This is a genomic window from Pseudidiomarina homiensis (genome assembly GCF_003987225.1).
GTDB lineage: Bacteria > Pseudomonadota > Gammaproteobacteria > Enterobacterales > Alteromonadaceae > Pseudidiomarina > Pseudidiomarina homiensis.
The window spans coordinates 36,383-59,606 of sequence record NZ_PIPX01000003.1 but is presented as its reverse complement, the minus strand read 5'-3'; the positions used below and the strand labels follow the sequence as shown (position 1 = coordinate 59,606).

At 50.5% G+C, this 23,224-nt stretch carries 18 protein-coding genes, 1 other RNA gene and 1 pseudogene; 12 read left to right on the top strand and 8 right to left on the bottom strand.

What is annotated here, in order from left to right:
• Positions 1-4 precede the first annotated feature (4 nt).
• The 5 genes and pseudogenes from CWI70_RS11230 to CWI70_RS11210 all read right to left on the bottom strand — a co-directional run.
• A pseudogene (locus tag CWI70_RS11230) lies at positions 5-517 on the bottom strand (type II toxin-antitoxin system HipA family toxin); the annotation flags it as partial.
• Between the two features lie 138 nt (positions 518-655).
• Positions 656-940, bottom strand: a complete 285-nt coding sequence (locus CWI70_RS11225) for a helix-turn-helix domain-containing protein (RefSeq protein ID WP_126773790.1) — start codon at positions 938-940, stop codon at positions 656-658.
• An 88-nt stretch (positions 941-1,028) separates the two neighbouring features.
• On the bottom strand, positions 1,029-2,270 hold the full coding sequence (serA, locus tag CWI70_RS11220; protein ID WP_126773789.1) for a phosphoglycerate dehydrogenase: 1,242 nt from the start codon (positions 2,268-2,270) through the stop codon (positions 1,029-1,031).
• Positions 2,271-2,285: 15 nt separating this feature from the next.
• Entirely contained in the window at positions 2,286-2,972 is a 687-nt protein-coding gene (gene rpiA / locus CWI70_RS11215) for a ribose-5-phosphate isomerase RpiA (protein ID WP_126773788.1), read from the bottom strand.
• Between the two features lie 45 nt (positions 2,973-3,017).
• The gene (locus tag CWI70_RS11210; protein WP_126773787.1) at positions 3,018-3,638 is read right to left on the bottom strand and encodes a 5-formyltetrahydrofolate cyclo-ligase; all 621 of its coding nucleotides are present in this window, start codon (positions 3,636-3,638) and stop codon (positions 3,018-3,020) included.
• Between the two features lie 57 nt (positions 3,639-3,695).
• Between CWI70_RS11210 and CWI70_RS11205 the strand changes: the two genes are divergently transcribed.
• Complete coding sequence (locus tag CWI70_RS11205) at positions 3,696-5,216, top strand: amidohydrolase family protein (RefSeq protein WP_241967893.1); 1,521 nt, start codon at positions 3,696-3,698, stop codon at positions 5,214-5,216.
• Positions 5,217-5,231: 15 nt separating this feature from the next.
• Here the strand turns inward: CWI70_RS11205 and ssrS are convergent.
• Positions 5,232-5,414: non-coding RNA, 6S RNA (gene ssrS / locus CWI70_RS11200), on the bottom strand.
• An 8-nt stretch (positions 5,415-5,422) separates the two neighbouring features.
• A complete protein-coding gene (locus CWI70_RS11195; protein WP_126773785.1) occupies positions 5,423-5,731 on the bottom strand; it encodes a cell division protein ZapA in 309 nt (102 codons plus the stop codon).
• Between the two features lie 129 nt (positions 5,732-5,860).
• Here CWI70_RS11195 and CWI70_RS11190 point away from each other — a divergent pair, with 129 nt between their 5' ends.
• The 4 genes from CWI70_RS11190 to CWI70_RS11175 are packed head-to-tail and all read left to right on the top strand — an operon-like array spanning position 5,861 to position 10,132.
• A complete protein-coding gene (locus CWI70_RS11190; RefSeq protein ID WP_126773784.1) occupies positions 5,861-6,463 on the top strand; it encodes a UPF0149 family protein in 603 nt (200 codons plus the stop codon).
• A 26-nt stretch (positions 6,464-6,489) separates the two neighbouring features.
• Positions 6,490-7,815 (top strand): Xaa-Pro aminopeptidase, encoded by a 1,326-nt coding sequence (gene pepP / locus CWI70_RS11185; protein ID WP_126773783.1) that lies wholly within the window; start codon positions 6,490-6,492, stop codon positions 7,813-7,815.
• The gene (gene ubiH, locus CWI70_RS11180; protein WP_126773782.1) at positions 7,797-8,996 is read left to right on the top strand and encodes a 2-octaprenyl-6-methoxyphenyl hydroxylase; all 1,200 of its coding nucleotides are present in this window, start codon (positions 7,797-7,799) and stop codon (positions 8,994-8,996) included. The genes pepP and ubiH overlap by 19 nt, the downstream gene beginning before the upstream one ends.
• A complete protein-coding gene (locus tag CWI70_RS11175; protein ID WP_126773781.1) occupies positions 8,993-10,132 on the top strand; it encodes a UbiH/UbiF/VisC/COQ6 family ubiquinone biosynthesis hydroxylase in 1,140 nt (379 codons plus the stop codon). Before ubiH ends, CWI70_RS11175 begins: the two co-directional genes overlap by 4 nt.
• On the opposite strand, the gene CWI70_RS11170 is transcribed toward CWI70_RS11175, so the two are convergent.
• On the bottom strand, positions 10,113-10,982 hold the full coding sequence (locus CWI70_RS11170; RefSeq protein ID WP_126773780.1) for a LysR family transcriptional regulator: 870 nt from the start codon (positions 10,980-10,982) through the stop codon (positions 10,113-10,115). The two genes, CWI70_RS11175 and CWI70_RS11170, sit on opposite strands and share 20 nt — an antisense overlap.
• A 163-nt stretch (positions 10,983-11,145) precedes the next feature.
• Between CWI70_RS11170 and gcvT the strand changes: the two genes are divergently transcribed.
• The 7 genes from gcvT (at position 11,146) to CWI70_RS11135 (ending at position 23,212) form a co-directional block, all read left to right on the top strand.
• Positions 11,146-12,225 (top strand): glycine cleavage system aminomethyltransferase GcvT, encoded by a 1,080-nt coding sequence (gene gcvT, locus CWI70_RS11165; protein WP_126773779.1) that lies wholly within the window; start codon positions 11,146-11,148, stop codon positions 12,223-12,225.
• A gap of 48 nt (positions 12,226-12,273) precedes the next feature.
• Entirely contained in the window at positions 12,274-12,663 is a 390-nt protein-coding gene (gcvH, locus tag CWI70_RS11160) for a glycine cleavage system protein GcvH (RefSeq protein ID WP_126773778.1), read from the top strand.
• Between the two features lie 93 nt (positions 12,664-12,756).
• Positions 12,757-15,642: an aminomethyl-transferring glycine dehydrogenase gene (gcvP, locus tag CWI70_RS11155; protein ID WP_126773777.1), complete on the top strand. Its 2,886-nt coding sequence runs from the start codon at positions 12,757-12,759 to the stop codon at positions 15,640-15,642.
• Positions 15,643-15,965: 323 nt separating this feature from the next.
• Positions 15,966-17,705: a hypothetical protein gene (locus tag CWI70_RS11150; protein WP_241967892.1), complete on the top strand. Its 1,740-nt coding sequence runs from the start codon at positions 15,966-15,968 to the stop codon at positions 17,703-17,705.
• Positions 17,706-17,823: 118 nt separating this feature from the next.
• Positions 17,824-19,506, top strand: a complete 1,683-nt coding sequence (locus CWI70_RS11145; RefSeq protein ID WP_126773776.1) for a hypothetical protein — start codon at positions 17,824-17,826, stop codon at positions 19,504-19,506.
• Positions 19,507-19,588: 82 nt separating this feature from the next.
• On the top strand, positions 19,589-20,827 hold the full coding sequence (locus CWI70_RS11140; protein ID WP_126773775.1) for an AAA family ATPase: 1,239 nt from the start codon (positions 19,589-19,591) through the stop codon (positions 20,825-20,827).
• A 261-nt stretch (positions 20,828-21,088) separates the two neighbouring features.
• Entirely contained in the window at positions 21,089-23,212 is a 2,124-nt protein-coding gene (locus CWI70_RS11135; protein ID WP_126773774.1) for a putative bifunctional diguanylate cyclase/phosphodiesterase, read from the top strand.
• Positions 23,213-23,224 lie beyond the last annotated feature (12 nt).

Sequence of the window (23,224 nt, the reverse complement as noted above, 5' to 3'; positions counted from 1 at the left end):
GTTGTCAAAGGTGTTTTAGAAGAGCTTCGCGCAAGCGTTCAATGTGTTGCGAGATAAGCCGTCGCGTTTGTTGCTGAATATCGAGCTCCTTGGCAATCGCGTTAAACTCATCAACAACCTCGGCAACTTCTAAAATATCGTGCTTTGCCTGTGACCAGCGAGTATAGCCAGCAGAGTTCGCTAACTTCTGCAGAGCTTTAAGCGGCGGCTCTTTACCATAACCAGCGTAGGCTGTGGCATGCTCGTTAAATGCGCTGGGGTTAAAAATGATGTCGTAAAACGGAGCTGGGTGCCATGCTCCATTGTCATTGAGTAAAAACCCCCAGTTTTTACTGTGATCATCCTGATTACAGGTGAGTAAATTGAAAATTGCGCGCTTAAATTGTAATTGACCATAGGCTGGTGACTTACAAAGTATTTTGGTTGCTTTGATTAAATCATCATAGTCGAGGCTTGGCGTGCGAAAATCAGCGTCAAGCAATCCGCACGCGCTATGAAAGTGTTGTCGCCCCGAAGTACTCGCAGAATTCTTCACATATCTAGATAGCTTTGCGCATACTGAAAGAATACACCTTGCCGATTTTGTGCAAGCGTACCCACCAAGACTTTCGCTCCAGACATAAGGGTTCGGTGTACTTGAAGTTTTTTGACGGGTCTAAAATTCATCTTTCAGCACCTCTTCGATAGAGGTCGGCGTCACTGACTGTTGTGCTTGGGTAAGTTCGTAAAGTCGTTTTAAGTCATCGAGGGTTTGCCACAATAACAGCAACTGGCGAAACGAGATTTGCCCAGTTAACTCGAATTTTTTAATTGTGGCAGCGGGAACAGTGCTTTTCTCGGCAAGTGCTGCGCGCGACAGTTTTGCTTGCTCACGCGCGGTACGCAGGTAGTCCGCAAACGCCGACTGAACATCTTGTTCGACTAAGAGTTGATACTTCATAATGCACCCGAAATAGACATAATGGTGTCCATTATAGCCTAAAAAATAGACTTTTGGATACAGTTATGTCTAACTAGTGCAATTGCTCTTAGTACAAAACCCTAGCGCGAATGGTGCCTTCAATGGCGCGCATTTGCTCCAGCAAATCGTCCGCAATGGTGCTTTCTTCGGGCGTGTCGACGTCAATGACCACGTAACCGACTTCGCTGTCGGTTTGCAGGTACTGACCGGAGACGTTGATGTTTTGCTCGGCCATGATCTGGTTGATTTTGGTTAGCATGCCCGGGCGGTTTTGGTGAATGTGCAACAAGCGACGGGCGCCGTGGTGCGCTGGCAGTGAAACCTCTGGGAAGTTGACTGCCGACAAGGTAGAGCCGTTGTCAGAGTAGTGTGCCAACTTGCCAGCCACTTCAATACCAATGTTTTCTTGGGCTTCTTGGGTCGAGCCACCGACATGCGGGGTCAGAATGCAGTTGTCGATGCCGCGCAGTGGCGACTCGAATACGTCGTTATTGCTGCTTGGTTCAACTGGGAAGACGTCAATAGCTGCGCCACCTAAGTGACCGCTGCGCAGGCTGGCGGCCAAGTCTTCAATGTTGACCACAGTGCCGCGTGAAGCATTAACAAGCAACGCACCTTTTTTCATCTTGGCCAATTGTGGGGCGCTGATCATCCATTGGGTTTGCGCCGTTTCCGGTACGTGCAAGGTCACCACGTCAGCTTGTTCCAGCAGCGCGTCGAGTGAGCCTACTGAAAGTGCATTGCCAAGCGGTAACTTGGTTTCGATGTCATAAAAACGCACTTGCATGCCGAGCTGTTCGGCTAAGATACTCAACTGGCTACCGATATGGCCGTAGCCCACAATGCCAAGCACTTTACCGCGTGCTTCGAATGAACCATTCGCCGACTTATCCCAGCCACCGCGATGGGCTGCAGCATTTTTCTCGGGCACGCGGCGTAACAACATAATAATTTCAGCCAAAACCAGTTCGGCAACGCTACGGGTGTTCGAAAACGGTGCGTTAAAGACCACCACGCCATGGCGACGGGCCGCTGCCAGATCCACTTGGTTGGTACCAATACAAAAACAACCGACGCCAATGAGCTTCTCGGCCGCCGCAAAGACTTTTTCGGTCAGTTGCGTACGTGAACGGATCCCCAAAAAGTGGACGTCTTTGACGCGCTCGCAAAGTTCCTCTTCACTGAGTGAGGTTTTCACATACTCAATCGAGTCGTACCCCTGTTGTTTGAGTACGTTCACGGCACTCTCGTGCACCCCTTCGAGAAGAAGAATTTTAATGCGATCTTTGGCGAGCGATACTTGCGTCATGGCTGTGCTTACACCTTACTTAAGAGTTTCAATACCAGCGGCGCTGGCAACGATAGTGACGTCGGCGCCACGTTGGGCAAAGAGACCGTTGGTGACCACACCCACAATATTATTGAGCTGCTGTTCAAGGTGAATAGGGTCAACAATGTCGAAATTGTGCACATCGAGGATCCAATTACCGTTGTCGGTGGTCACGCCTTCGCGCCAGACTGGGTCACCACCGAGTTTGACAATTTCACGGGCCACGTAAGAGCGGGCCATCGGAATGACTTCAACAGGGATTGGGAAGCCGCCGAGGCGGCCCACTTGCTTGCTCTCATCAACAATACAGACAAAGGTATCGGCCACCGCAGCGACAATTTTTTCGCGGGTGAGGGCAGCGCCACCGCCTTTAACCATGCGTTTGTGTTCGTCGATTTCATCGGCGCCATCAACGTAAATCGGCAGGTCGCTGACGCTATTTAAGTCGACCACGCGAATACCGTGCTGTTTCAAGCGTTCGGTCGAAGCTTCTGAACTTGAAACGGCAGCTTCAATATCGTGTTTGATGGTGGCGAGGGCATCAATAAAAAAGTTCACGGTGGAGCCGGTACCGACGCCAATGACCGCTTGCTTGGGTAGATTTGCTTTAACGTAATCGAGAGCTGCTTCTGCAGCCTTTTGTTTTTGCTCGTTTTTCTGTTGTTCAGATGAGGTTGCCATGCCAGCTTCCTAGATGAGTGGGCTATGGCGTTTCAGTATACATTTTTAGCCTCTAAAGTCCCATACTTTTGTCGGGGTGATGACCCTAGGTAAGGGCACATCCCAAGCTTCACTGGGCAGTCGCTCAACGAATTGACAATCATAGGCTAAACCGACGGGTTGTAAGTTCGGATAAAGGCCCGCGCGCCAACCCGCAAGGGTACGATCATAGAAGCCGCCGCCCATGCCCATGCGGTTACCTTGGGCATCAAAACCGACCAAAGGAACCAGCAGCAGGTTGAGTTGTTGCAACGGAACCACCCGCTGGCATTGCAGCTTGGGCTCGGGAATACCGTAGTCGTTGTGGCGCCATTCGCTGTGTTCATCAATATGAAGCATCAGCAAATGATGGTGCACGATAGGGTGCAGCACAGGTAGTGCAAGTTGGTGTCCGTGGTGCTGTAGCTCTTGGTTGAGCGCATGGGTTGGCAGTTCAGCGCGCACACTATAGTAACTGCCTATCGAGCAGGGTTGCTGGAGTTCTGCGAGAGCAAGTACGCGTTCTTCGATAGCTCCAGCAGCCTGCTCACGTTCTGCGGCACTGAGCTGCTTTCGCGCGGCAAGCAACTCGCGGCGCAATTGCTGTCGCTCGGGCTGGCTGCTATTCTGGGTGAATTGTCTGTTCATAGAGTGATTTATAGCATGTTGAAACGGGTTCTGACTACGCTAGTTTTGTCTACATTAATGTCTTCGCAGCTGCTCGCGGCACCGCCGAAAGCACCGCCACGTGGCGATCAAGGTGAAGGCCCTTACGACCGGCTGATTTTGCGTGGCGTGAATCTGATCAACGGTGAAGGCGCGCCGATGCAAGGCCCGGTGGATATCGTGATCGAGAACGACCGCATCAAAAACGTGGTCAGCGTGGGTAACCCCGGGGTGCCGATTCTTGAGCAGCGTCGTCCGAAAGCTGAGCCTGGCGATAAGGAACTCGACTTAACCGGACATTATGTACTCCCAGGTTTTATCGACATGCACGGGCACATTGGCGGCTCTGCCGACGGTATTCCTGCCGAATACGTACTGAAATTGTGGTTGGCCCACGGCATTACCACGGTGCGCGAACCGGGCAGTTTTAATGGGCTCGAATGGACCAAGTGGCACCAAGAACAGGCTGCGCAAAATACCATTGTTTCGCCTCGTATTATCCCGTATCTCGGTTATGGCATGAACAGCGACGAGCCGATTTTTAAGCCAGAGCAAGCGCGTGAGTGGGTGCGTGACATTAAGCAAAAGGGCGCGGAAGGCATAAAGTTCTTCGGTGCACGGCCGAAAATTATGGCGGCGGCGCTTGATGAAGCCGAAAAGCAAGGTCTTGGCACCATGATGCACCATGCGCAGTTGAATGTAGTGCGCACCAATGTGGTCGACTCGGCACGACTCGGTCTCGACAGCATGGAACACTGGTACGGCTTGCCGGAAGCATTGTTCACTGAGCAAGTAATTCAGGACTATCCAGCCGACTACAACTACAACAATGAACAAGATCGCTTTGCCGAGGCTGGGCGCTTGTGGCAGCAAGCGGCTGAGCCAGGCTCAGAAAAGTGGCAACAAGTACGCGATGAGTTGATTGAACTCGACTTCACCATTAATCCGACATTGACCATTTATGAAGCCAGCCGTGACTTAATGCGCGAGCGCCAAGCCATTTGGCACAACGAATACACCTTGCCGCAATTGTGGGAGTTCTTTGAGCCAAGCCGCTATGCGCACGGCTCTTATTGGTTTGATTGGACCACCGATGAAGAAGTGGCGTGGCGCAAGAATTACCAAAAGTGGATGGCGTTCCTGCAAGATTACAAGAATCACGGTGGCCGCATTACCACAGGTTCGGACGCTGGCTACATCTATAAAATCTACGGCTTTGGTTTGATTCGCGAGTTCGAATTATTACGCGAAGCTGGCTTCAATGCCTTAGAAGTAGTGCAAGCCGCAACCTTGAATGGTGCTGAAGCTTTAGGTCTTGAGCATGAAATTGGCTCTGTGGTGCCGGGCAAGAAAGCTGATCTGGTGGTGGTTGCCGAGAACCCGCTGGCGAACTTTAAAGTGTTGTACGGTACGGGGCATTTCAAACTGAACGACCAGAATGAGCCGATTCGCACCAAAGGCGTTCGTTACACCATTAAAGACGGTATCGTTTACGATGCGCAGGAATTGCTAAGTGATGTGCGTCGCTTGGTCGACCAAGCGAAAGCCGACCAAGAGTAAAATTAGGGAAAAGGGTGATCACCCAGGATGCCGCTGCGTGCTTTGGCCCTTGAACCCACTGGTTCAAGGCGGGGCGCAAATCAACGGCCGTAGGCTTCTCGATACATGTCGAGCTTGCACAATAGCCGGTCAGTGAGCCCCTTTACTGATGACATCGGCTCAGGGACATTAGCGTGCTGGCGCACATCCCAGGCGATCCTAACTTTTTACTTTCGCCCTGGACGCTGCTCGCTCGTGACTTGCTCCAGGGTTTCTTGCAGCAACTTAATCTTTTCTTCAAGCTCTTGAATGCGTTGGCGCTGTTCATGCTCGAGTTTGCTGCTCTCGTGGCTTAAATTCAGCGCCGCCATCACCGCAATTTGTTCGGGATGGCTGAGCTTGGTCGCTTGGCGAATATGCTCAAGCTTGTCATTCAGCTTGTCTGCTGCTTGCTGCAACGCAACTTCCTGCCCTTCAGGGCAATTCACTTTGTAGTGACGGTCCATCAACTTGATGTCCATGGTGCGTTGAGTCATTGCACAGTTTCCTTGCTGTTTTGTTGTCGTTTGCGCACATTATGCCATGCTTGAAGGGGCTTTGTCAGCTAGCCTGAAAAGACTGACAGTGGTAGGATGCACAGCAAACCAAGCAAGAGAAGACAGCTTATGTCAGAGCGCAAATCGCCAGAAGATACAGCGGAACTCACCAGCTCGCAGAGTTACGATCGCTTAACCGAATTTTTTGAGCACCAAGGCTTACTCGCCAGTGGCGCAGAAGTCCATGGTTTGCTAACCGGCATGGTTGCCAGTGGCGCGAGCATTGAGGGTGACGAGTGGCTCCTGTTACTCAGTGATTTAATCAACGAGGGACAGTCCTTTAAACCGGAACTGCGTGAGCATCTGAAGCTCATGGCGACCGAAACTTGTGCCAGTTTGCGTGATCCTGACCTCGGTTTTCAGCTGATTTTGCCAAGTGACCACGAGCCGTTGCACGAGCGTTTGCAAGCCCTTACCGCATGGGTGCAATCATTTCTTGTTGGTTTTGGCGTTAACCAGACTAACTTGGCCGGGTTGTCGGCAGACCTACGCGAAGCCATTGATGACATGGTCGAAATTGCCAAGCTGGATATCACCATTGAAGATGATGAAGAAGCCGAGCGCGCGTATTTTGAAATCATGGAATATTTGCGGATTTCTGCGATGCTGTGTTTCAACGAGCTGGGGCAAAACGCCAACACCACCTGCAAAACCAATAAGACCTTACATTAATCTGCGCTGCAAGGAGCATTGTTGTTATGGCTGTAGCTGTGCCTGTCGAGGAATACCAACGCCGCCGCGAGCAAGTGCTTAAACGCCTCGCCGCTGCTGACGAGTCGGCCATTGCGGTCATTCCTAGCGCGCAATTGGTGACCCGCAGCAACGATACCGAGTTTCCGTTCCGGCAAAACAGTGATTTCTTTTACCTGACGGGCTTTAACGAGCCAGACGCAGTACTGGTGCTGGCGCCTGACGCCGAGCTGCCGGTGCAGTTGTACTGCCAACCGAAAGACCCACAGCAAGAAGTCTGGCATGGCCGCCGTTTAGGTGTAGCTCGTGCCGTAGATGCTTTGGGAGTGGATGTTGCGCACGCCATTGATGAGCTGGATGAACATTTGTGGCAGTTGCTGGACGGCGTCCATACCGTTTATTGCGATCAGAGCAATCAGGATTTTTTCCAACACCTGTTGGGCTTAGCGGCGGAATTACGTAGCAGCGGTAAACGCGGCGTGCAACCGCCACAACGCTGGCAAGATATTTCGCCGTGGCTACACACCATGCGCTTGGTGAAGTCGAATGCCGAGCTTGAATTGATGCGTGAAGCGGCGCGAATTAGCGTGTTGGCGCATCAGCGGGCGATGAAATTTGTCGCACCGGGACGTTACGAATATCAAGTTGCCGCCGAACTGCATCACGAGTTTGCTATGCACGGCGCCGCTGCACCCGCTTACGGCACCATTTGTGGCAGTGGCGACAACGCCTGTATTTTGCATTACACGGAAAATAGTGACGCGCTGAATGACGGTGATTTGATCTTGATCGATGCTGGTGCCGAATATCAGGGGTATGCTGCGGATATTACGCGGACCTTTCCAGTGAATGGCACCTTTAGCGAGCCACAAAAACAACTTTATGAAGTCGTGTTGCAGGCGCAATTCGCTTCGTTGGACGTTATTCGGCCGGGCGCTACGTTGCAGCAAGCCCAAGATGTTGCCGCGCATGCTTTAACCGAAGGCCTTGTGGAGCTTGGCATACTGCACGGTTCAGTAAAGGACAATATCGAGCAAGCAACCTACCGCCGCTTCTTTATTCATGGCTTGGGCCATTGGCTCGGACTGGACGTACACGATGTGGGGGATGCCCGTCGCGGCGACAAAACCACCCCGTTTAAACCGGGCATGGTGTTAACCGTGGAGCCTGGATTGTATATTCCGGCCGATGCTGATGCCGTTGATAGTCAGTGGCGTGGCATCGGTATTCGTATTGAAGATGACGTGGTGGTCACCGCTGACGGCCATGAAAATTTAACCGCGGCGGTACCAAAAACAGTGGCAGAGATAGAAACGTGGATGCAGAACAAGTAACACCTGTGGTCATTGCTGGCGGCGGCCTCGTAGGCTCGCTGATGGCGTTTTTGTTTGCCCAGCAACGCCCGGATGTTGCGGTGAAAGTGGTGGAGCCGCAAGCGGATGGGCCAGTGCCCGATAAGCGTACCATTGCGTTGGCTGCGGGCACCGTTGATTTGCTCAATGCACAGGGGATTTGGCAGGAGCTTACTGACGAAGCCGAAGCGATTAAGCACATTCATGTGAGTGATCGAGGTTATTTAGGCGCGACGCGGCTGCACGCCGAGCAAGAAGGTGTGGCGGCGCTGGGTTATGTTGTTCCCGCCGCCGCGCTCAATAAAGCCTTGTATGATCGCTTACAAGCGTTACCGCAGGTCGAGTGGCTTGCCGGCAGCCAAGTCACCGGGCTGGAACAACAGCAACAGTATTGCAATGTCACATTACAAACGCCTAATGGCGAACAACAGTTAAAAGCCCAGTTGGTGGTGGGTGCCGATGGCCAGCGCTCGTTTATCCGCGAGCAACTTGGCATTGGCGTACAAACCACCGACTACGGGCAAGTCGGCATTATTGCCAATATTAGCGTGGACAAGCCACTGGCTGGCTGGGCCTACGAGCGCTTTACCGAGACGGGACCGCTGGCGTTGTTGCCCCTACCGAAGCAACAAGCGTCATTGGTATGGAGTGTCGCCGAAGAACAAGCTGAACAAGTGTTGGCATTGCCTGATGACGAATTCTTGGCGCAATTGCAGCATGCCTTCGGTTATCGTGCCGGGCGTTTTACCGCAGTTGGTCAGCGTCTGCAATTTCCTTTGCGTCTGCATTTAGCTGAGCGCAGTGTGGCGCATCGGGCTGTGTTGATTGGCAATGCCTCGCATACCTTACATCCGATTGCTGGGCAGGGCTTTAACCTTGGTGTCCGCGATGCCATTTGTTTAAGTGACCAGCTTGCCAAAGCCGATGATCTTGGCAGCTATGCAACGCTCGCCACGTATTGGCGCGAGCGTGAAGACGACTACAAAAACATCATCGGGTTGACCGACATGCTGGTGCGTGGCTTTTCCAATCACTACTGGCCTTTAACCAAGTGTCGCAACCTCGCGTTGCTCGGCCTTGATGCACTGCCACCGTTACGCCAAGCCTTTGCGCGGCAAACGATGGGGCTAGCGCCGTTAGCAAGCAGGGGAGGTGCATCATGAGCCAACGTTTTATCGTCGTCGGTGGCGGCATGATCGGTCTCGCTACCGCGTTAGGCTTGCGTCAGCAAGGGCACCGCGTGGTGTTACTCGAACGCGGCGCACAGCCGCAGTACACCGAAACCACCGAATTGCGTGTTAGCGCGATTGCGCACTCTAGCCGCCAGTTGCTGGAACAACTCGGCGTATGGCAACGCTTGCCAAGCACGCGGCTTGGTCCTTATCAAGCCATGGAAGTGTGGGACCACGATAGTTTCGGGCGTATTCATTTTGCTGCGGCAGAGGTAAATCAACCGGATCTTGGCGCCATTGTTGAAAACAAAGTTATTGAAGCCGAGCTATGGCAGGCGGCGGATGAGGCGGGCGTTGAGTTACATGCCAACACCGAAGTGCGACAGCACGAAAATGCGGCACAGCAGGTTACTGTGAAAACCGCGACTGAGCAGTTTACCGCCGATTACCTGATTGCCGCCGATGGCGTGCAGTCGCCACTACGCCAAGCCGAAGGATTACCGCTCACGTTTTGGGACTACCAGCAGCAGGGTTGTGTGGCCGTCATCAAATGCAGCAAGCCTCACGGTGGTTGTGCCCGACAAGTGTTTTTGCCAAGTGGCCCGGTGGCGTGGTTGCCATTAGGCGACCCCCATCATGTGTCGCTGGTATGGTCTGCTGACACCGAAGTGGCCGCAGAACTCAAAGCCTTGGACGACGCCGAATTCACCAAGCGACTGCAAGCCGCAAGTGACGGTGCATTAGGCCAACTCGAACTGGCGTCAAAGCGGGCGTATTTTCCGCTGCGCATGCAATACGCACGGCGCTGGCTCAAAGGTCGGATGCTTTTGCTGGGCGATGCCGCGCATAGTATTCATCCGTTAGCCGGGCAGGGCGCAAATCTTGGCTTTGGCGATGTGCAGGCGCTGCTAGCGCTCACAACAAATGCGTTTAGCCATGCTGATTTACGCAATTGGGAACGCGAACGCAAAGTTGCTGCGGTGCAAATGATCACCGCCATGGAAAGTTTTAAACGCGGTTTTGGTCATGCCAACCCATTGTTGAAGCTGGTGCGCGGCATCGGTTTGAAAATCGCCAACGACGTCGCTCCGCTCAAACGTACCTTGATTAAATCCGCTCTTGGATAAACGCCGCTAGCTGTTGTGCGGCGGAATTCTCTGCCGCACGCGTCGACAGCATCACACCTACTTCACCCAGTTCCGGCAACGGCGTACCATCGGCACAGCGCTGAATCCGCTCCAAATGTGCAGGTACCGTACTCTGCGCCAACACGGTAATGCCCAGCCCACTTTCAATCGCCGCCGTGAGCCCACTAAAATCCGTGTTGGTATAGGTAATACGCGATTGAATACCGGCGTTGCGCAAGGCGCGTAAAGCGCGACGCCGATAAATACAGCCATCAGGCGCAACCACCAAGGGCAGCGGCGCAGGTAACAAATGACTCTCACTATTACCGACCCAAACCAGCGGTTCTTGCCGCAATTCCAGCCATTGCATGGGATTGACCCATTGCGCGGCGTCTTTGCCACCGCTTTCCGTAAGCGCAATAATCACGTCAAAATCATCGGCATTGGCCACCAACTGGCGACTCAGAGCTGAGCTTACTTCGAGCGCGACGTTCGGATAGCCTTGGGCGAATTGCCCTAAGACTTGCGGCAACAGCTTACTAGCAAATTCACTGGTCATGCCTAGCCGTACGCGACCACTTAATTCCGGTTCGGTCAGCCGCGCAATAATTTGATCATTAAGACTGAGCATGGCGCGTGCCGCCTCAAGCAGTTCGTTACCAGCAGGCGTCAGTTGAATACGGCCACCGGTTCGGGCGTACAAACGCATGCCAAGCATCTCTTCTAAACGCTGAAGCTGCAGACTAATCGCCGGTTGCGAGCGGCCAAGCTGCTGCCCCGCGGCAGTGAAGCTCTGCAAATCATAAACGCTGACAAAAGCACGAAGACTGTCCAAAGAGAGCTGTTGCATGGCCCAAACACCCCAAAAATCGCAAAAATATAACCAGAAGTAATACAAGCTAAAACATTATTAATAATTCAAATAATAGCATAAGGAATTTTAATTTGTTGCCAGCGCCTTAGAGTTTTATAATTGCGCCCACTTTTACGCGAAACAACAGGACATCGATGCCATGGCAAATCGTACCCCTTTATTCGACGCGCATGTGAAAGCTGGCGCAAAAATGGTCGACTTTCACGGTTGGGACATGCCGCTCAACTACGGCTCGCAAATCGAAGAGCATAATGCCGTGCGCAAAGACTCTGGTGTGTTCGATGTTTCGCACATGACCATCGTTGACGTGGCTGGCGCGCAAGCCAAAGACTTCTTACGCAAAATGCTGGCCAACGACGTGGCCAAGCTCTCGGTACCAGGCAAAGCTCAGTACAACAGCATGCTGAACGAAAAGGGCGGCGTGATCGATGACCTTATCGTGTATTACTTTTCTGACGAATCTTACCGCTTGGTCGTGAATTCAGCGACCCGCGAGCGCGATGTCGCGTGGATCGAAAAAGTTGCCAGCGAATTCCAAGTGACCATCACCGAACAAACCGAACTCGCCATGGTGGCGTTGCAAGGGCCAAAAGCAGCCGAAAAACTGCGCTTGGTGCTGGGCGACGAAGCTTTTGCGCCAGTTGAAGGTATGCGTCCGTTCATGTCGGTACAAGTAGGCGACTTATTCATTGCCACCACCGGTTACACCGGCGAAGCCGGCTACGAAATCGTTTTACCAGCGAGCGAAGTTGAAAAACTTTGGGACGACTTGTTGAACGTTGGCGTCCAGCCATGCGGCCTCGGCGCACGTGATACCTTGCGCTTGGAAGCAGGCATGAACCTGTACGGCCAAGACATGGACGAGAGCATCACCCCGCTGGAAGCCAACATGGGCTGGAGCGTGGCGTTTGAACCAGAAGATCGCAACTTTATTGGCCGCGAAGCTCTCGAAAAACAAAAAGCCGAAGGCCACGACAAGTTGGTCGGCCTAGTGATGCGTGAAAAAGGCGTACTGCGTCACGGCCAGAAAGTCGTTGTCGACGGCGGCGAAGGCGTGATCACCTCAGGTACCTTCTCGCCAACGCTGGGCTTCTCGATTGCCATGGCGCGCGTACCGAATTCAGTGGGCGAAACCGCTGAAGTGGAAATGCGCAAAAAATTCGTTACAGTTAGCGTGGTGAAGCCAAGCTTCGTACGCAATGGTAAAGGTCTTGTGTAAGCGAGCACCTGCGAAACACAACAGAACAACTAATTTGAGGATCACAACATGAGCTCGATTCCAAAGGAATTAAAGTACGCATCGACCCACGAGTGGGTTCGTAACGAAGGTGATGGTGTGTTCACCGTAGGTATCTCTGAGCACGCTCAGGACTTATTGGGTGACATGGTGTTTGTTGAATTGCCTGAAGTTGGCGACAACGTTGCAGCAGGTGACGACGTTGCCGTAGCTGAATCAGTGAAAGCAGCTTCTGACATCTACGCACCGATTGGCGGCGAAATTATTGCCATCAACGAAGACCTCGAAGATGCACCAGAAACAGTGAACAGTGATCCTTATGGCGACGGTTGGCTATTTAAGATGAAAGCCGACGACCCAAGTGAAGTAGAAAGCTTGCTTGATGCCGAAGGTTATCAAGCAGTTATCGACGAAGACTAATTTGGCAATGGATTGCACAAACCCCGGTCACGCTACCGGGGTTTTGTGTTTCCTGACCTGTGTTTTAACCCCGAACCGAGGGACGAGAAGTAAATGACCACAGCAACGCTCAAGCAGTTAGAGAATCATGGCGAGTTTATTGGCCGTCACATTGGCCCAAGCGCTGATGAACAAGCCGAAATGCTGGCCCTATTAGGTGCCGATTCACTCGAAGCACTCACTAAGGATACGGTTCCTGGCGCGATTTTGCGCGAACCTTTCTTACAAGTGGGTGAGCCGTTATCGGAACGTGAAGCCCTAGCGAAGCTGAAAACCATTGCACAGAAAAACAAAGTGCTGACCTCGTTCATCGGTATGGGTTACTACGACACCTTGGTGCCGAACGTTATTTTACGTAACGTGCTGGAAAATCCAGGTTGGTACACGGCTTACACGCCGTATCAGCCGGAAATCGCGCAAGGTCGCCTCGAAGCGATTTTGAACTTCCAGCAAATGACCATGGACTTGACTGGCCTCGACCTCGCCAGCGCCTCATTGCTTGACGAAGCGACTGCTGCGGCCGAAGCCATGGCCATGGCTAAGCGCGTAAGCAAGAGCAAATCCAACGCGTATTTCGTTGCTGACAACGTGTATCCACAAACCATCGACGTGGTGAAAACCCGCGCCGAAATGTTTGGCTTTGAAGTGATTGTGGCGCCTGCGCGTGAAGCCGCTGACCACGACGTGTTTGGTGCGTTGTTCCAATACCCTGACCGTTACGGCCAACTGCACAACCTTGAGCAGTTGATTGCTGACGTGCAAGCTAAGAAAGGTGTGGTTGCAGTTGCCGCTGACATCATGAGCTTGGTGATGGTGAAAGCGCCGGGCGAAATGGGTGCCGACATGGTACTGGGTTCAGCGCAGCGCTTCGGTGTTCCTATGGGTTACGGTGGTCCACACGCAGCCTTCTTCGCTACCCGCGACAAGTACAAGCGTTCGCTGCCAGGCCGTATTATCGGCGTGTCAAAAGACAGCCGCGGCAAGCTTGCCTTGCGTATGGCCATGCAAACCCGTGAACAACATATTCGCCGTGAAAAAGCCAACTCGAACATCTGTACCGCACAGGTATTGTTGGCCAACATGGCATCGTTCTACGCGGTGTACCACGGTCCACAGGGCTTGCGTACCATCGCTGAGCGCATCCACCGCTTGACCGACATCGTTGCACTTGGCTTGCAAGACAAAGGCGTGAAGCTGGAAACCTCGCATTGGTTCGACACTTTGACCTTTAAACTTGAAGGCAACCAGCAAGAAATCATCGACCGTGCCGTGGCGCATGGTTTGAACTTGCGCGTAGATGGCGACAACGTATTTGGCGTGAGCTTCGACGAAGCCAAGACCCGCGACGACGTTGAAAGCCTCTTCACCGCATTGTTCGGTGACGATCACGGCCTTGACATCGACATGCTCGACTCACGTGTCGGTTCAGGTGACGTACAGTCGATTCCAACTGAATTACAGCGCACCAGCGCCATCTTGGAACACGAAGTTTTCAACACGCACCACTCAGAAACCGAGATGCTGCGTTACATCAAAAAGCTTGAGAACAAAGACTTAAGCTTGAACCACAGCATGATCTCGCTCGGCTCGTGCACCATGAAGCTGAACGCGACCGCTGAGATGATTCCTGTCACTTGGCCTGAATTCGGTCAGTTGCACCCGTTCTGTCCTGAAGACCAAGCCGCCGGTTACTACGAGTTGCTGCGCACCCTGTCGACCTGGTTGATCGACATCACTGGCTACGACGCTATGTCGATGCAGCCGAACTCGGGCGCACAGGGCGAATACGCTGGCTTGTTAGCGATTCAGAAGTACCACGAAAGCCGTGGTGACGCGCATCGCAACATCTGCTTGATCCCAAGCTCAGCGCACGGTACCAACCCAGCATCTGCGCAAATGATGGGCATGAAAGTGGTGGTGGTCGACTGCGACAAGAACGGTAACGTTGACCTTGACGACTTAAAAGCCAAAGCCGCTGAAGCCGGCGACAACTTGTCGTGCATCATGGTCACTTACCCGTCAACGCACGGCGTGTACGAAGAAGGCATTCGCACCATTTGTGACGTGGTCCACGAGCACGGCGGTCAGGTCTACCTAGACGGTGCCAACATGAACGCGCAAGTGGGCGTGACCTCACCAGGTTACATCGGTGCCGACGTGTCGCACTTGAACCTGCACAAAACCTTCTGTATTCCACACGGTGGTGGCGGTCCTGGCATGGGCCCAATTGGTGTGAAGAAGCACTTGGCGCCATTCTTGCCAAACCACAGCGTCGTACCGATTCATGGTACAGGCTTGGACAACGGTGCCGTATCTGCCGCACCTTTCGGCAGCGCAAGCATCTTGCCAATCTCGTGGATGTACATTGTCATGATGGGCTCACGCGGCCTGCGCGAAGCGACCGAAGTGGCGATTTTGAACGCCAACTACATCGCCAAGAAACTCAGCGGCCACTACCCGATCTTGTACAAAGGCCGTAACGACCGCGTTGCGCACGAGTGCATCATCGACCTGCGCCAGTTGAAAGACGCCGCCGACGTCGCTGAAATCGACATCGCCAAGCGCCTACAAGACTACGGCTTCCACTCACCGACCATGAGCTTCCCAGTCGCGGGCACCTTGATGGTCGAGCCAACCGAGTCAGAGTCGAAGTACGAACTGGACCGCTTCATCGAAGCCATGATCTCGATTCGCGAAGAAGTGAAGAAAGTCGAGAGTGGCGAATGGCCGCAAGACAACAACCCGTTGCACCACGCGCCGCATACCTTGGCTGACATCACCTCTGGCGAATGGGACCGCCCATACGACCGCCATACCGCCGTCTACCCAGTCGCTGCCGTAGCCGAGAACAAGTTCTGGCCATCGGTCAACCGCATCGACGACGTGTACGGCGACCGTAACCTGATGTGTAGCTGCCCGGCGATTGATGATTATCGCTAACGTCTGCTGGTAGCTGGTTTTGCATGATGCTGAATGCCCTCCGTTTGGAGGGCATTTTTGTTTGTGGTGGTGTGTGAAAATAACTTGGTTAAAACTACCGAACTACTGAGAGTACTCTACGAGTTTGATCGTCTAAAAAATCAGCATCCTTGCTTTTTACGTTTTATTGTTTATGTTTGTGTAAATCATATGTTTAATTAATTGGCGATGGAACTGTCATGAAACTCTCAAATATCCTCTCTTCGATAAACCAAATAGAGAAGTCTAAGTTTGTAAACTTCCTTGATCGTATCTGATCGGAAGCAAGTGAAAACGATAAAGAATTGGCAAAGAAATTTAAGAATATCGACGGTCAGATCAAGGACGCTTCGAATAGTGAGGTTACCCAACTGTTCCGTTTGGCAGTTCCAGTGCTGACAAAAGAAGTGAAACGGTTGCTTGCCCTGAGCGGCGCACAAGCTGATTTGTTGGTCAACATCCTAAGCAGAGATGGAAACTGCGTTGCTCAAATATCTTGGATTGAGAGGCTTTACGCAAAAGAATGGAAAGCCATCAACGAGCATTCCAAAAAAATTAAGGAAATCCTAGATTCAGGTTCGGAGCCGGGAGTTTTCGATGAAAATCGGCGTTTAAGTATCTATTACTCCTGTCTCAGAGAGGCTTACCACAACGATGAGAAATTAAATCGGCAGGCAAGGATCTCTGATGAGGAGAGAGGAATACTGAATGTTTTGGCCCATCAACTGGACGTGACAGCCGAGGATCGCATTGCGATCGAGCACCTTATCGTTCCAATTGAAAAATCTGGCGTTCAAGATTGTATAAACCAGTTGCGAGAGATCGGCTTATTGTTCGTTCGTAAAAAAGAGCAAACGGTGTATGTTCCGGACGAAATAGTGGCCATTCTGCATCGAATTCAAAATAAAGATATTGCTGATAAGCATCTGTTAAGAATATTGCGGACTCTGTCCGACGCTGAATTGTCTAATATCCTCAAAGCGCACGATAAGCGAATAAGAGGAGTTGAACGAAACGAAAAGATCAATTCAATCTTCAAGATGGGGATACCGGCATCACAAATTCTTAGTCATGATATGCACAATGAAAAGGCTCTTGTTAATGAGCGAAAAGAGCGTTTAAAGCAGTTGATAGACGATCTTCAAATTTCATTGGTCAAGCTTGGAACTACTTTAGAAGAACGTTGCGGACTAATCATACACGCGTTAAATACTTCCGCAGAAAGAGAGTTCAACGTGTTATCAGCAGCAGGCTTCAAAGCAATGTTTGAAGCCATTTCACTACACATGCCTGATATCACTAAACGACTACGTGAAGAATTTGAGCTTGAGGACAACATTGAGGTTGACGTTGAGATGCTTCGTGCGCTGTCGATTACGCCTTACGACATTCTTTACATCCTTACAAACGAGCAAGTGAAAGAGTTAAAGGCGAGTATGGGAATAACTCGCCGGGGAGAAGTACGGCAAGTTATAGTTGAAGCTTTTGCCAACGCGACCGATAAGCTAATCGAGAATTATGAGTCTTTGGCGCAGCGCGATTTAGCGACGCTAAAACACAAGAATATTGAGATTGCTGAATCAGAGATCGGTGTCAAGTTTGAAGAGGTAACGAAAGCAATTCTAGAAGAGCTTGGATTTGACGTGGACGAGGACCTTCGTCGTTCAATTAATACTGCCAAGGATAAAGCAGATATCTTAATTTCACTAAGTGATGATGACGTTATTATTGGTGAAGCAAAAACCTGCAAGAACGGTGACTTTGCCAAATACTCGACGACCTCGAGACAGGTTAAAGCTTATGTCAATCGATGCGAGGCTGCCGGAAAGCGAGTTTCTCAAGTACTAATTATCGCACCAACGTTCTCCAACGACTTCATTGAGTCAGCCGAACTAGATACCGAGATAAATATATCCCTACTAGAAGCTGGAGGACTGAAAAAAATCTATGAAGCATTCAAGTCGCGTCGCAAACCAAACTTTTCAGCAAAGCTTCTCACCAAAGGAGGATTGCTGAAAGCTGATTTGATCGCAAAACGGATATAAATTAGCAACTGAAGTTTAGAGAGGAAGTCGCTTCCCTTATTTACTGCCAATAAAAGCGATTCGGTTTTTGGCACACCTTATTTAGGCGTTAAGCATCTTATCGAAAACGGAGTTCTAAATGAGCGAAGAGAAGACAATCGAAGAAGTTGAATACGAACAGAGGCTTCGGCGTCGTTTGAAGGTTCTTCAGGAGCAATTTAAAGAAGGGAAGATAAGAATTGCCGAAGGGCTTGATGTGGAGAAGAGTCTTCTTGCTGTTCGCACCGACCCTGATGGAGAGGTAGACTTAGATACAGTTGATGGCCTAGTGCGATCAATGGCTCTAGCGGTTACCGCCATGCATGATCGTGAAGAGCTAAAAAAGGAAGCTTCATTGAGCGAAATACAAAGTATGTATTTTAAATTCATTGAAGACAATTTCGGTCATTTTTTTAAGATAATGAATCAGCGAGGAATGACTCCTCATGATGCGGGAATGGCAGCTCAAAATAGTGAAGGTTCTATAAAAGAAATAACAGAGAACCTCGACAAATTTCTAGAAGTGATAGATCAGTTCTGGGAGGGCGTTGGTGAAGTTGCACACATCCATGTTGAGGATATGCATCACAACGTAAAGGGTATTTTTGGCGGTGATCTTTTTCCTTCGCATGATGAAAATATCGCATCTAAGTGCGGTATATATACTGACACCATTGTCCTTCCTGATCCTTTCTTGCGATCTAAGATAATTTTCGAGCATTATAGTCTTGCGGATAAAGCCTATTACCTCATGAAGCATGCAATGAACATCCTTCAATACAAGGATCTGGCGTGTGCAGATGTAGAAGATCCGATTGTTGTTATATTGCCTGATATGGGAGTCTTGCAAGAAGGTGAGCGTGAATTTTTCAGTCGTTTAGGAAAAGAAGATTCTTTAGTTCACTCCGGTAAGTTGTTTGGTCGAGATTTTGAGTCTTTTGAAGACCTAATGGACTTTTGCGGCTCATTGGATTCAATTGAAAGAACTGTCGCTGAAATCTCTGATGGCAGTAGAGTCTTATTCGACACTGAGTGGGATGAAGATGTTGGAGACCAAATAGCAAAGGCAATGAAAAGTGAGCATATGCAGCCTTTTGGTCAAATTACTCCGGGAGTTGCTCTGGCAAGTCAGGCTTTTGGCCGCATGTCCGTAAGTAATGAAATACTTGTTAAAGCGAGACGCTTAAATGGCACTCCCATCATAGATGCACCAACATCTTGGCAGTACTTGGTTTGGAAAATGGAATATGATGCAGAAAAAGCCGAATCGGAACTAAACTCTCAAGATCTCCATGTCGTCAAAGGCATTAATGACCTTTCAACCGGCGAGATGCAGTGGATTGGAAACATCCCTCCGGAAGCACTAATTGAATTACGAAAAGAAGGTGCTATGGAGGAGATCCGAGATATTTTAGGTAAAGGGATAAATGATTTAATCGAAGTTAACCCTACTAATTTCCACCGTAGCCGAGATCAGATTTTCGAAAATATAAACTCAGCGTTTAGCCAACATCAAAAAAATCTAGATTACCTTAGTAATAAAAAATGGAAATTTGCCGGTAAAGACATTGGTTCATGGTTGGTCGTTGGCTCGCTTGAGGTGGCTGCTGCGGTCACTGGCACACCTGTTTGGGGAATTGCCACAATAGCAGCAGACCAAATGTTTGATGTACCGAAATTAAAAGATATTCCAAAATCAATAAGGGATCTAGCTGAAGAAAATCAGAAGGTGAAGAAATCACCAGTAGGTCTTCTCTTCGATATCCATAAGAAAAATGCGTAACAGGGCGCTGCTGTCGGACCAATTTTCCGCTCCGCTCCAAATTTGCCGTAGAGCGCGGTGTTAGCTATTAGAACGAGCACCTATGAACGAAATCTGCAACAACATCCTTAGCCATTATCTGGAGTCGTCCCGTTTCAACGGGACTCAGATTGATGGCTCATGGGATCATTCAGTAATTAGGTCACATATCGAATCAGGAATCCTCGAAGTCGTTGGTCCAGGCATGTTCCCCAACCCCTATATCAAGCCATTCTCTGGAGTTCCTATAGAACGTCAGCTGCAAGAATTTGACTCTCGTGCAGATGATTGTTGCTTGTACCCTGGCCGATCACTTTTAGAAGAGACTGTAAAAGATAGCTCATATGAGGGCCGCCCTTACACCAAGAGGGTCGCCTTGGGTGGCGGCCAATTAGATGGTGTCTATTTCGATATTTCGGTACTGGAGCAATACCGAAACGATCCTCGATATTATTATTGGGCTGATGATATCAACGGCCAAGTATGCATCAAAGATGAGCATTACGAATCGGGTGAAGTAGACGAACGAGATAAGGTTCTCCTTGAGACATTTGGATTTGGGTTTAATGAATCATATGAGCGTTGTGTCGTCTCATTGCTTTGGTATATCTCAACCCTTAACAGGGAACATCAACAAATCTGGGCAGCAAAGGAACTCCTTGGTGGCGATTTTAAGATGCATCCGGATTACTATAGAAACAACATAATTGGCGATTGGGGCGAACGTCTTCCTGTATGCGAAGCGTTCGTCATGGAATTATCTCTTATTAACGAAATGGCTAACAAAATAAAATCGGAAAACCTTTTTAGAAAGGATTACTCCGGGGCTAGGCCAAAGGAATTCGCCTTTCTAATTAGGCCAACTCTTTCAGCTTTTAACTCCTTTGTATTGCTCCTAGATCAGATGATGTCGGACAACATCAATAAGAAATTTTTCGATGGGGAAGTTGCGGGCGATTATGATCACGTAAGAGATGATGGAAAGATCGAGGTCAGAAAAAAAGGAACAATAGCAATTCTTGAAGAATGGATTGATCGTTTCTTTCGGCCGCAAGACGATAGCCCTATCAACGAGATGAAAGCGACCTTCAGGAAAGTTCGAAAGTTGCGGCAGAAGCCAGCACATAGTGTTCAGGAAGATGTTTTTGACCAAAAGTATATTAGGGAACAGCGGCAACTCATTCTGGATGCATATGGTGCAATTCGCACGTTAAGGCAAATATTAGCTAATCATCCTAAAGTGAAGGCCAACCCGCCTGATATCAGCGAGCAGCTATGGAACGGTGAAATATGGTCTATGTAGTTAACAAGGCCGTTAACTCGGACGTATTTTTCGTTCGTTGCGCTCACTACAAATGCACCGGTTACGGCTGACGTTAACGTCCGCTCCTGGCACAAACCAGACAAAACCCCACCTCTATGACAACCGACCTATTGACCTTATCTCCACTTCGGCTAATCTGTAACAATAACGAAAAGCTCTACCTATCAATACCTTGACCAGGGAGCAACGACAATTAAGCATGTCGATATTGAACAGGCCTTACACCGTCTCGCTGAAAATTTGCGCGAGGCGCGTGAGTTAGCCTTTATTGAAAACCTTGCAAAGCTGCTCAGTGAGCTGTTGCAGGCTGATCACGTCATGATTGCTGAGGTGTTTGATGATTCGCCGACGACGGCGAACATAATCACGTTCTATTCCCACGGTGAGTTTCAACCTACCGTTAGTTATGACCTTGATGGCTCGCCGTGCGAGCAGGTGTTGTCGACGGAATCCTGCGTGTTTAATAAAGGGGTGTGCGAGTCCTTTCCGCGCGATGCGATGCTGCAGCAGTTGGGGGCGGCCAGCTATGTCGGTGTGCCAATGCTGACTGCCGACCAAAGCAAGCTTGGCTTGCTGGCGGTACTGAATGACCAACCTACGGACTACGCTAAGCCTGTCTTGCAAATGCTGCAAATTGCGGCAGCACAAGCGGCGGCCGAGCTTGCGCAGTTGCGTATTTCGCGGAACCTACAAGAAAGCCAACGACGTCTGCAGACGTTAATGAATTCACTTCCTGGAATGGCGTATCGCTGTCTCAATGACGAGCACTGGACGATGGAAATCGTTAGTCGCGGTGCATACGATCTTACGGGTTATCGATCGCAAGATCTGATCAACAACAATCGCATTGCTTGGGGCGATTTAATTCATCCAGAAGATACGCAAAATGTATTCGAGGCGGTGTTGAGCGCGGCGAAGCGGCAACAGTATTTTCGTGTTACCTATCGTATCGTGTGTGCCAATAATCAAATCCGCTGGGTGTGGGAGCAGGGTAAGGGGGTCGCTAATAAAGCTGGCGAAATTACCCACTTCGAGGGCTTCATCTTTGATGTGACCGAGCAACATGAACATCAAGAGCATATTGCTGAAATCGCGTTTCGCGATGAGCTGACGGGCTTGGCGAATCGGGCAGCCTTACTTGATTATCTGCATAACGAATACGAGAGCAACAAAACGCAAGACTACTTGCTGGTGTTGCTGGATCTTAAATACTTTCGCAATGTTAACGAGCGCTTTGGCTTACATGCCGGTGACCGTTTGTTGCGCTTGGTGGCGCAACGTCTGCAAGACGGTGCAAAGGACTATGAAGACATGGTCAAGATTGCGCGGGTCACCGGTGACGAATTCGTCGTGCTCTTGCGAAGTAGCAACGAAAAAGTGGAACAGTTTCTCACCGTGGCAGGGCATTTAAAGAAGTTCTTTGAGACGCCGCTCTTGGTGGGTGAACATCAGCTCGACGTCCCGTTCCGTATGAGTGGCTCGTTTTCGTATCGCGCCGAATCGGCTGCTGAGTTGTTACAGCAAGCAAGCATTGCGATGTATGAAGCGAAACAGCATGAGCTGGATTATTGTGTGTTTGATGAAGCCTTGCAGCGTAAGGTCTCTGCCGAGCGCCATCAAACCGAGCGCTTTTTGCAAGCGCTTGCGCAAGGCGAGCTAAGTATTGCCTTACAACCGCAAATCGACTTAGCTACTGGACAATGCGTTGGAGCCGAGGCACTTTGCCGCTGGTATGATCAAGAGTTAGGCCACGTCAGCCCGGCCATTTTTATCGACATTGCCCGCAAGCAAGGCGTGCTTGCCGAGCTAGGCATACAAGTGCTGACCAAAACCTGCAGCCTGATGAAAGAGTGGCAGCAACGCTACGGTCAGCTCCCGAAAGTTTCGGTCAACGTAGGCGCGCAACAATTTGCTGCGCCCGACGTGGTGGAAGACTTTCTAAGTATTTGTAAGGGGATTGAGGCGCAAGCGGTCACTCTTGAAATCACCGAAAGTGATTTGATGATAGACCCGCAATTGGCCCTCACGGTCACTCGGCGCTTGCGTGACCACGGTTTCCGCTTGGCGATTGATGACTTTGGTACTGGCTATTCGTCGCTGGCGTACTTGCAGCAATTTGCCGTCGATATTCTGAAAATCGATATGTCCTTCGTGCAAGCGATGATCAAAGATGAGTCGAGTAAAACGTTGGTGAATACCATCATCGCCATGGCGCAAACCCTCGGACTTGAAACCATCGCCGAAGGCATTGAAACTGCAGAGCAAGCGCAACTGCTGAAAGAGCTTGGTTGCCAAGGTGGGCAAGGGTATTATTTTGGTCGCCCGGTGCCGCCTGAAGAATTCGCGAAGACTTGGCTAGAATAAAAATAACAATAA

Coding starts and splice junctions, on each gene's coding strand:
- CWI70_RS11225 (WP_126773790.1), bottom strand. CDS start 940: ATGAAGTATCAACTCTTAGTCGAACAAGATGTTCAGTCGGCGTTTGCG.
- serA (WP_126773789.1), bottom strand. CDS start 2,270: ATGACGCAAGTATCGCTCGCCAAAGATCGCATTAAAATTCTTCTTCTC.
- rpiA (WP_126773788.1), bottom strand. CDS start 2,972: ATGGCAACCTCATCTGAACAACAGAAAAACGAGCAAAAACAAAAGGCT.
- CWI70_RS11210 (WP_126773787.1), bottom strand. CDS start 3,638: ATGAACAGACAATTCACCCAGAATAGCAGCCAGCCCGAGCGACAGCAA.
- CWI70_RS11205 (WP_241967893.1), top strand. CDS start 3,696: ATGTCTTCGCAGCTGCTCGCGGCACCGCCGAAAGCACCGCCACGTGGC.
- CWI70_RS11195 (WP_126773785.1), bottom strand. CDS start 5,731: ATGACTCAACGCACCATGGACATCAAGTTGATGGACCGTCACTACAAA.
- CWI70_RS11190 (WP_126773784.1), top strand. CDS start 5,861: ATGTCAGAGCGCAAATCGCCAGAAGATACAGCGGAACTCACCAGCTCG.
- pepP (WP_126773783.1), top strand. CDS start 6,490: ATGGCTGTAGCTGTGCCTGTCGAGGAATACCAACGCCGCCGCGAGCAA.
- CWI70_RS11175 (WP_126773781.1), top strand. CDS start 8,993: ATGAGCCAACGTTTTATCGTCGTCGGTGGCGGCATGATCGGTCTCGCT.
- CWI70_RS11170 (WP_126773780.1), bottom strand. CDS start 10,982: ATGCAACAGCTCTCTTTGGACAGTCTTCGTGCTTTTGTCAGCGTTTAT.
- gcvT (WP_126773779.1), top strand. CDS start 11,146: ATGGCAAATCGTACCCCTTTATTCGACGCGCATGTGAAAGCTGGCGCA.
- gcvH (WP_126773778.1), top strand. CDS start 12,274: ATGAGCTCGATTCCAAAGGAATTAAAGTACGCATCGACCCACGAGTGG.
- gcvP (WP_126773777.1), top strand. CDS start 12,757: ATGACCACAGCAACGCTCAAGCAGTTAGAGAATCATGGCGAGTTTATT.
- CWI70_RS11145 (WP_126773776.1), top strand. CDS start 17,824: ATGAGCGAAGAGAAGACAATCGAAGAAGTTGAATACGAACAGAGGCTT.
- CWI70_RS11140 (WP_126773775.1), top strand. CDS start 19,589: ATGAACGAAATCTGCAACAACATCCTTAGCCATTATCTGGAGTCGTCC.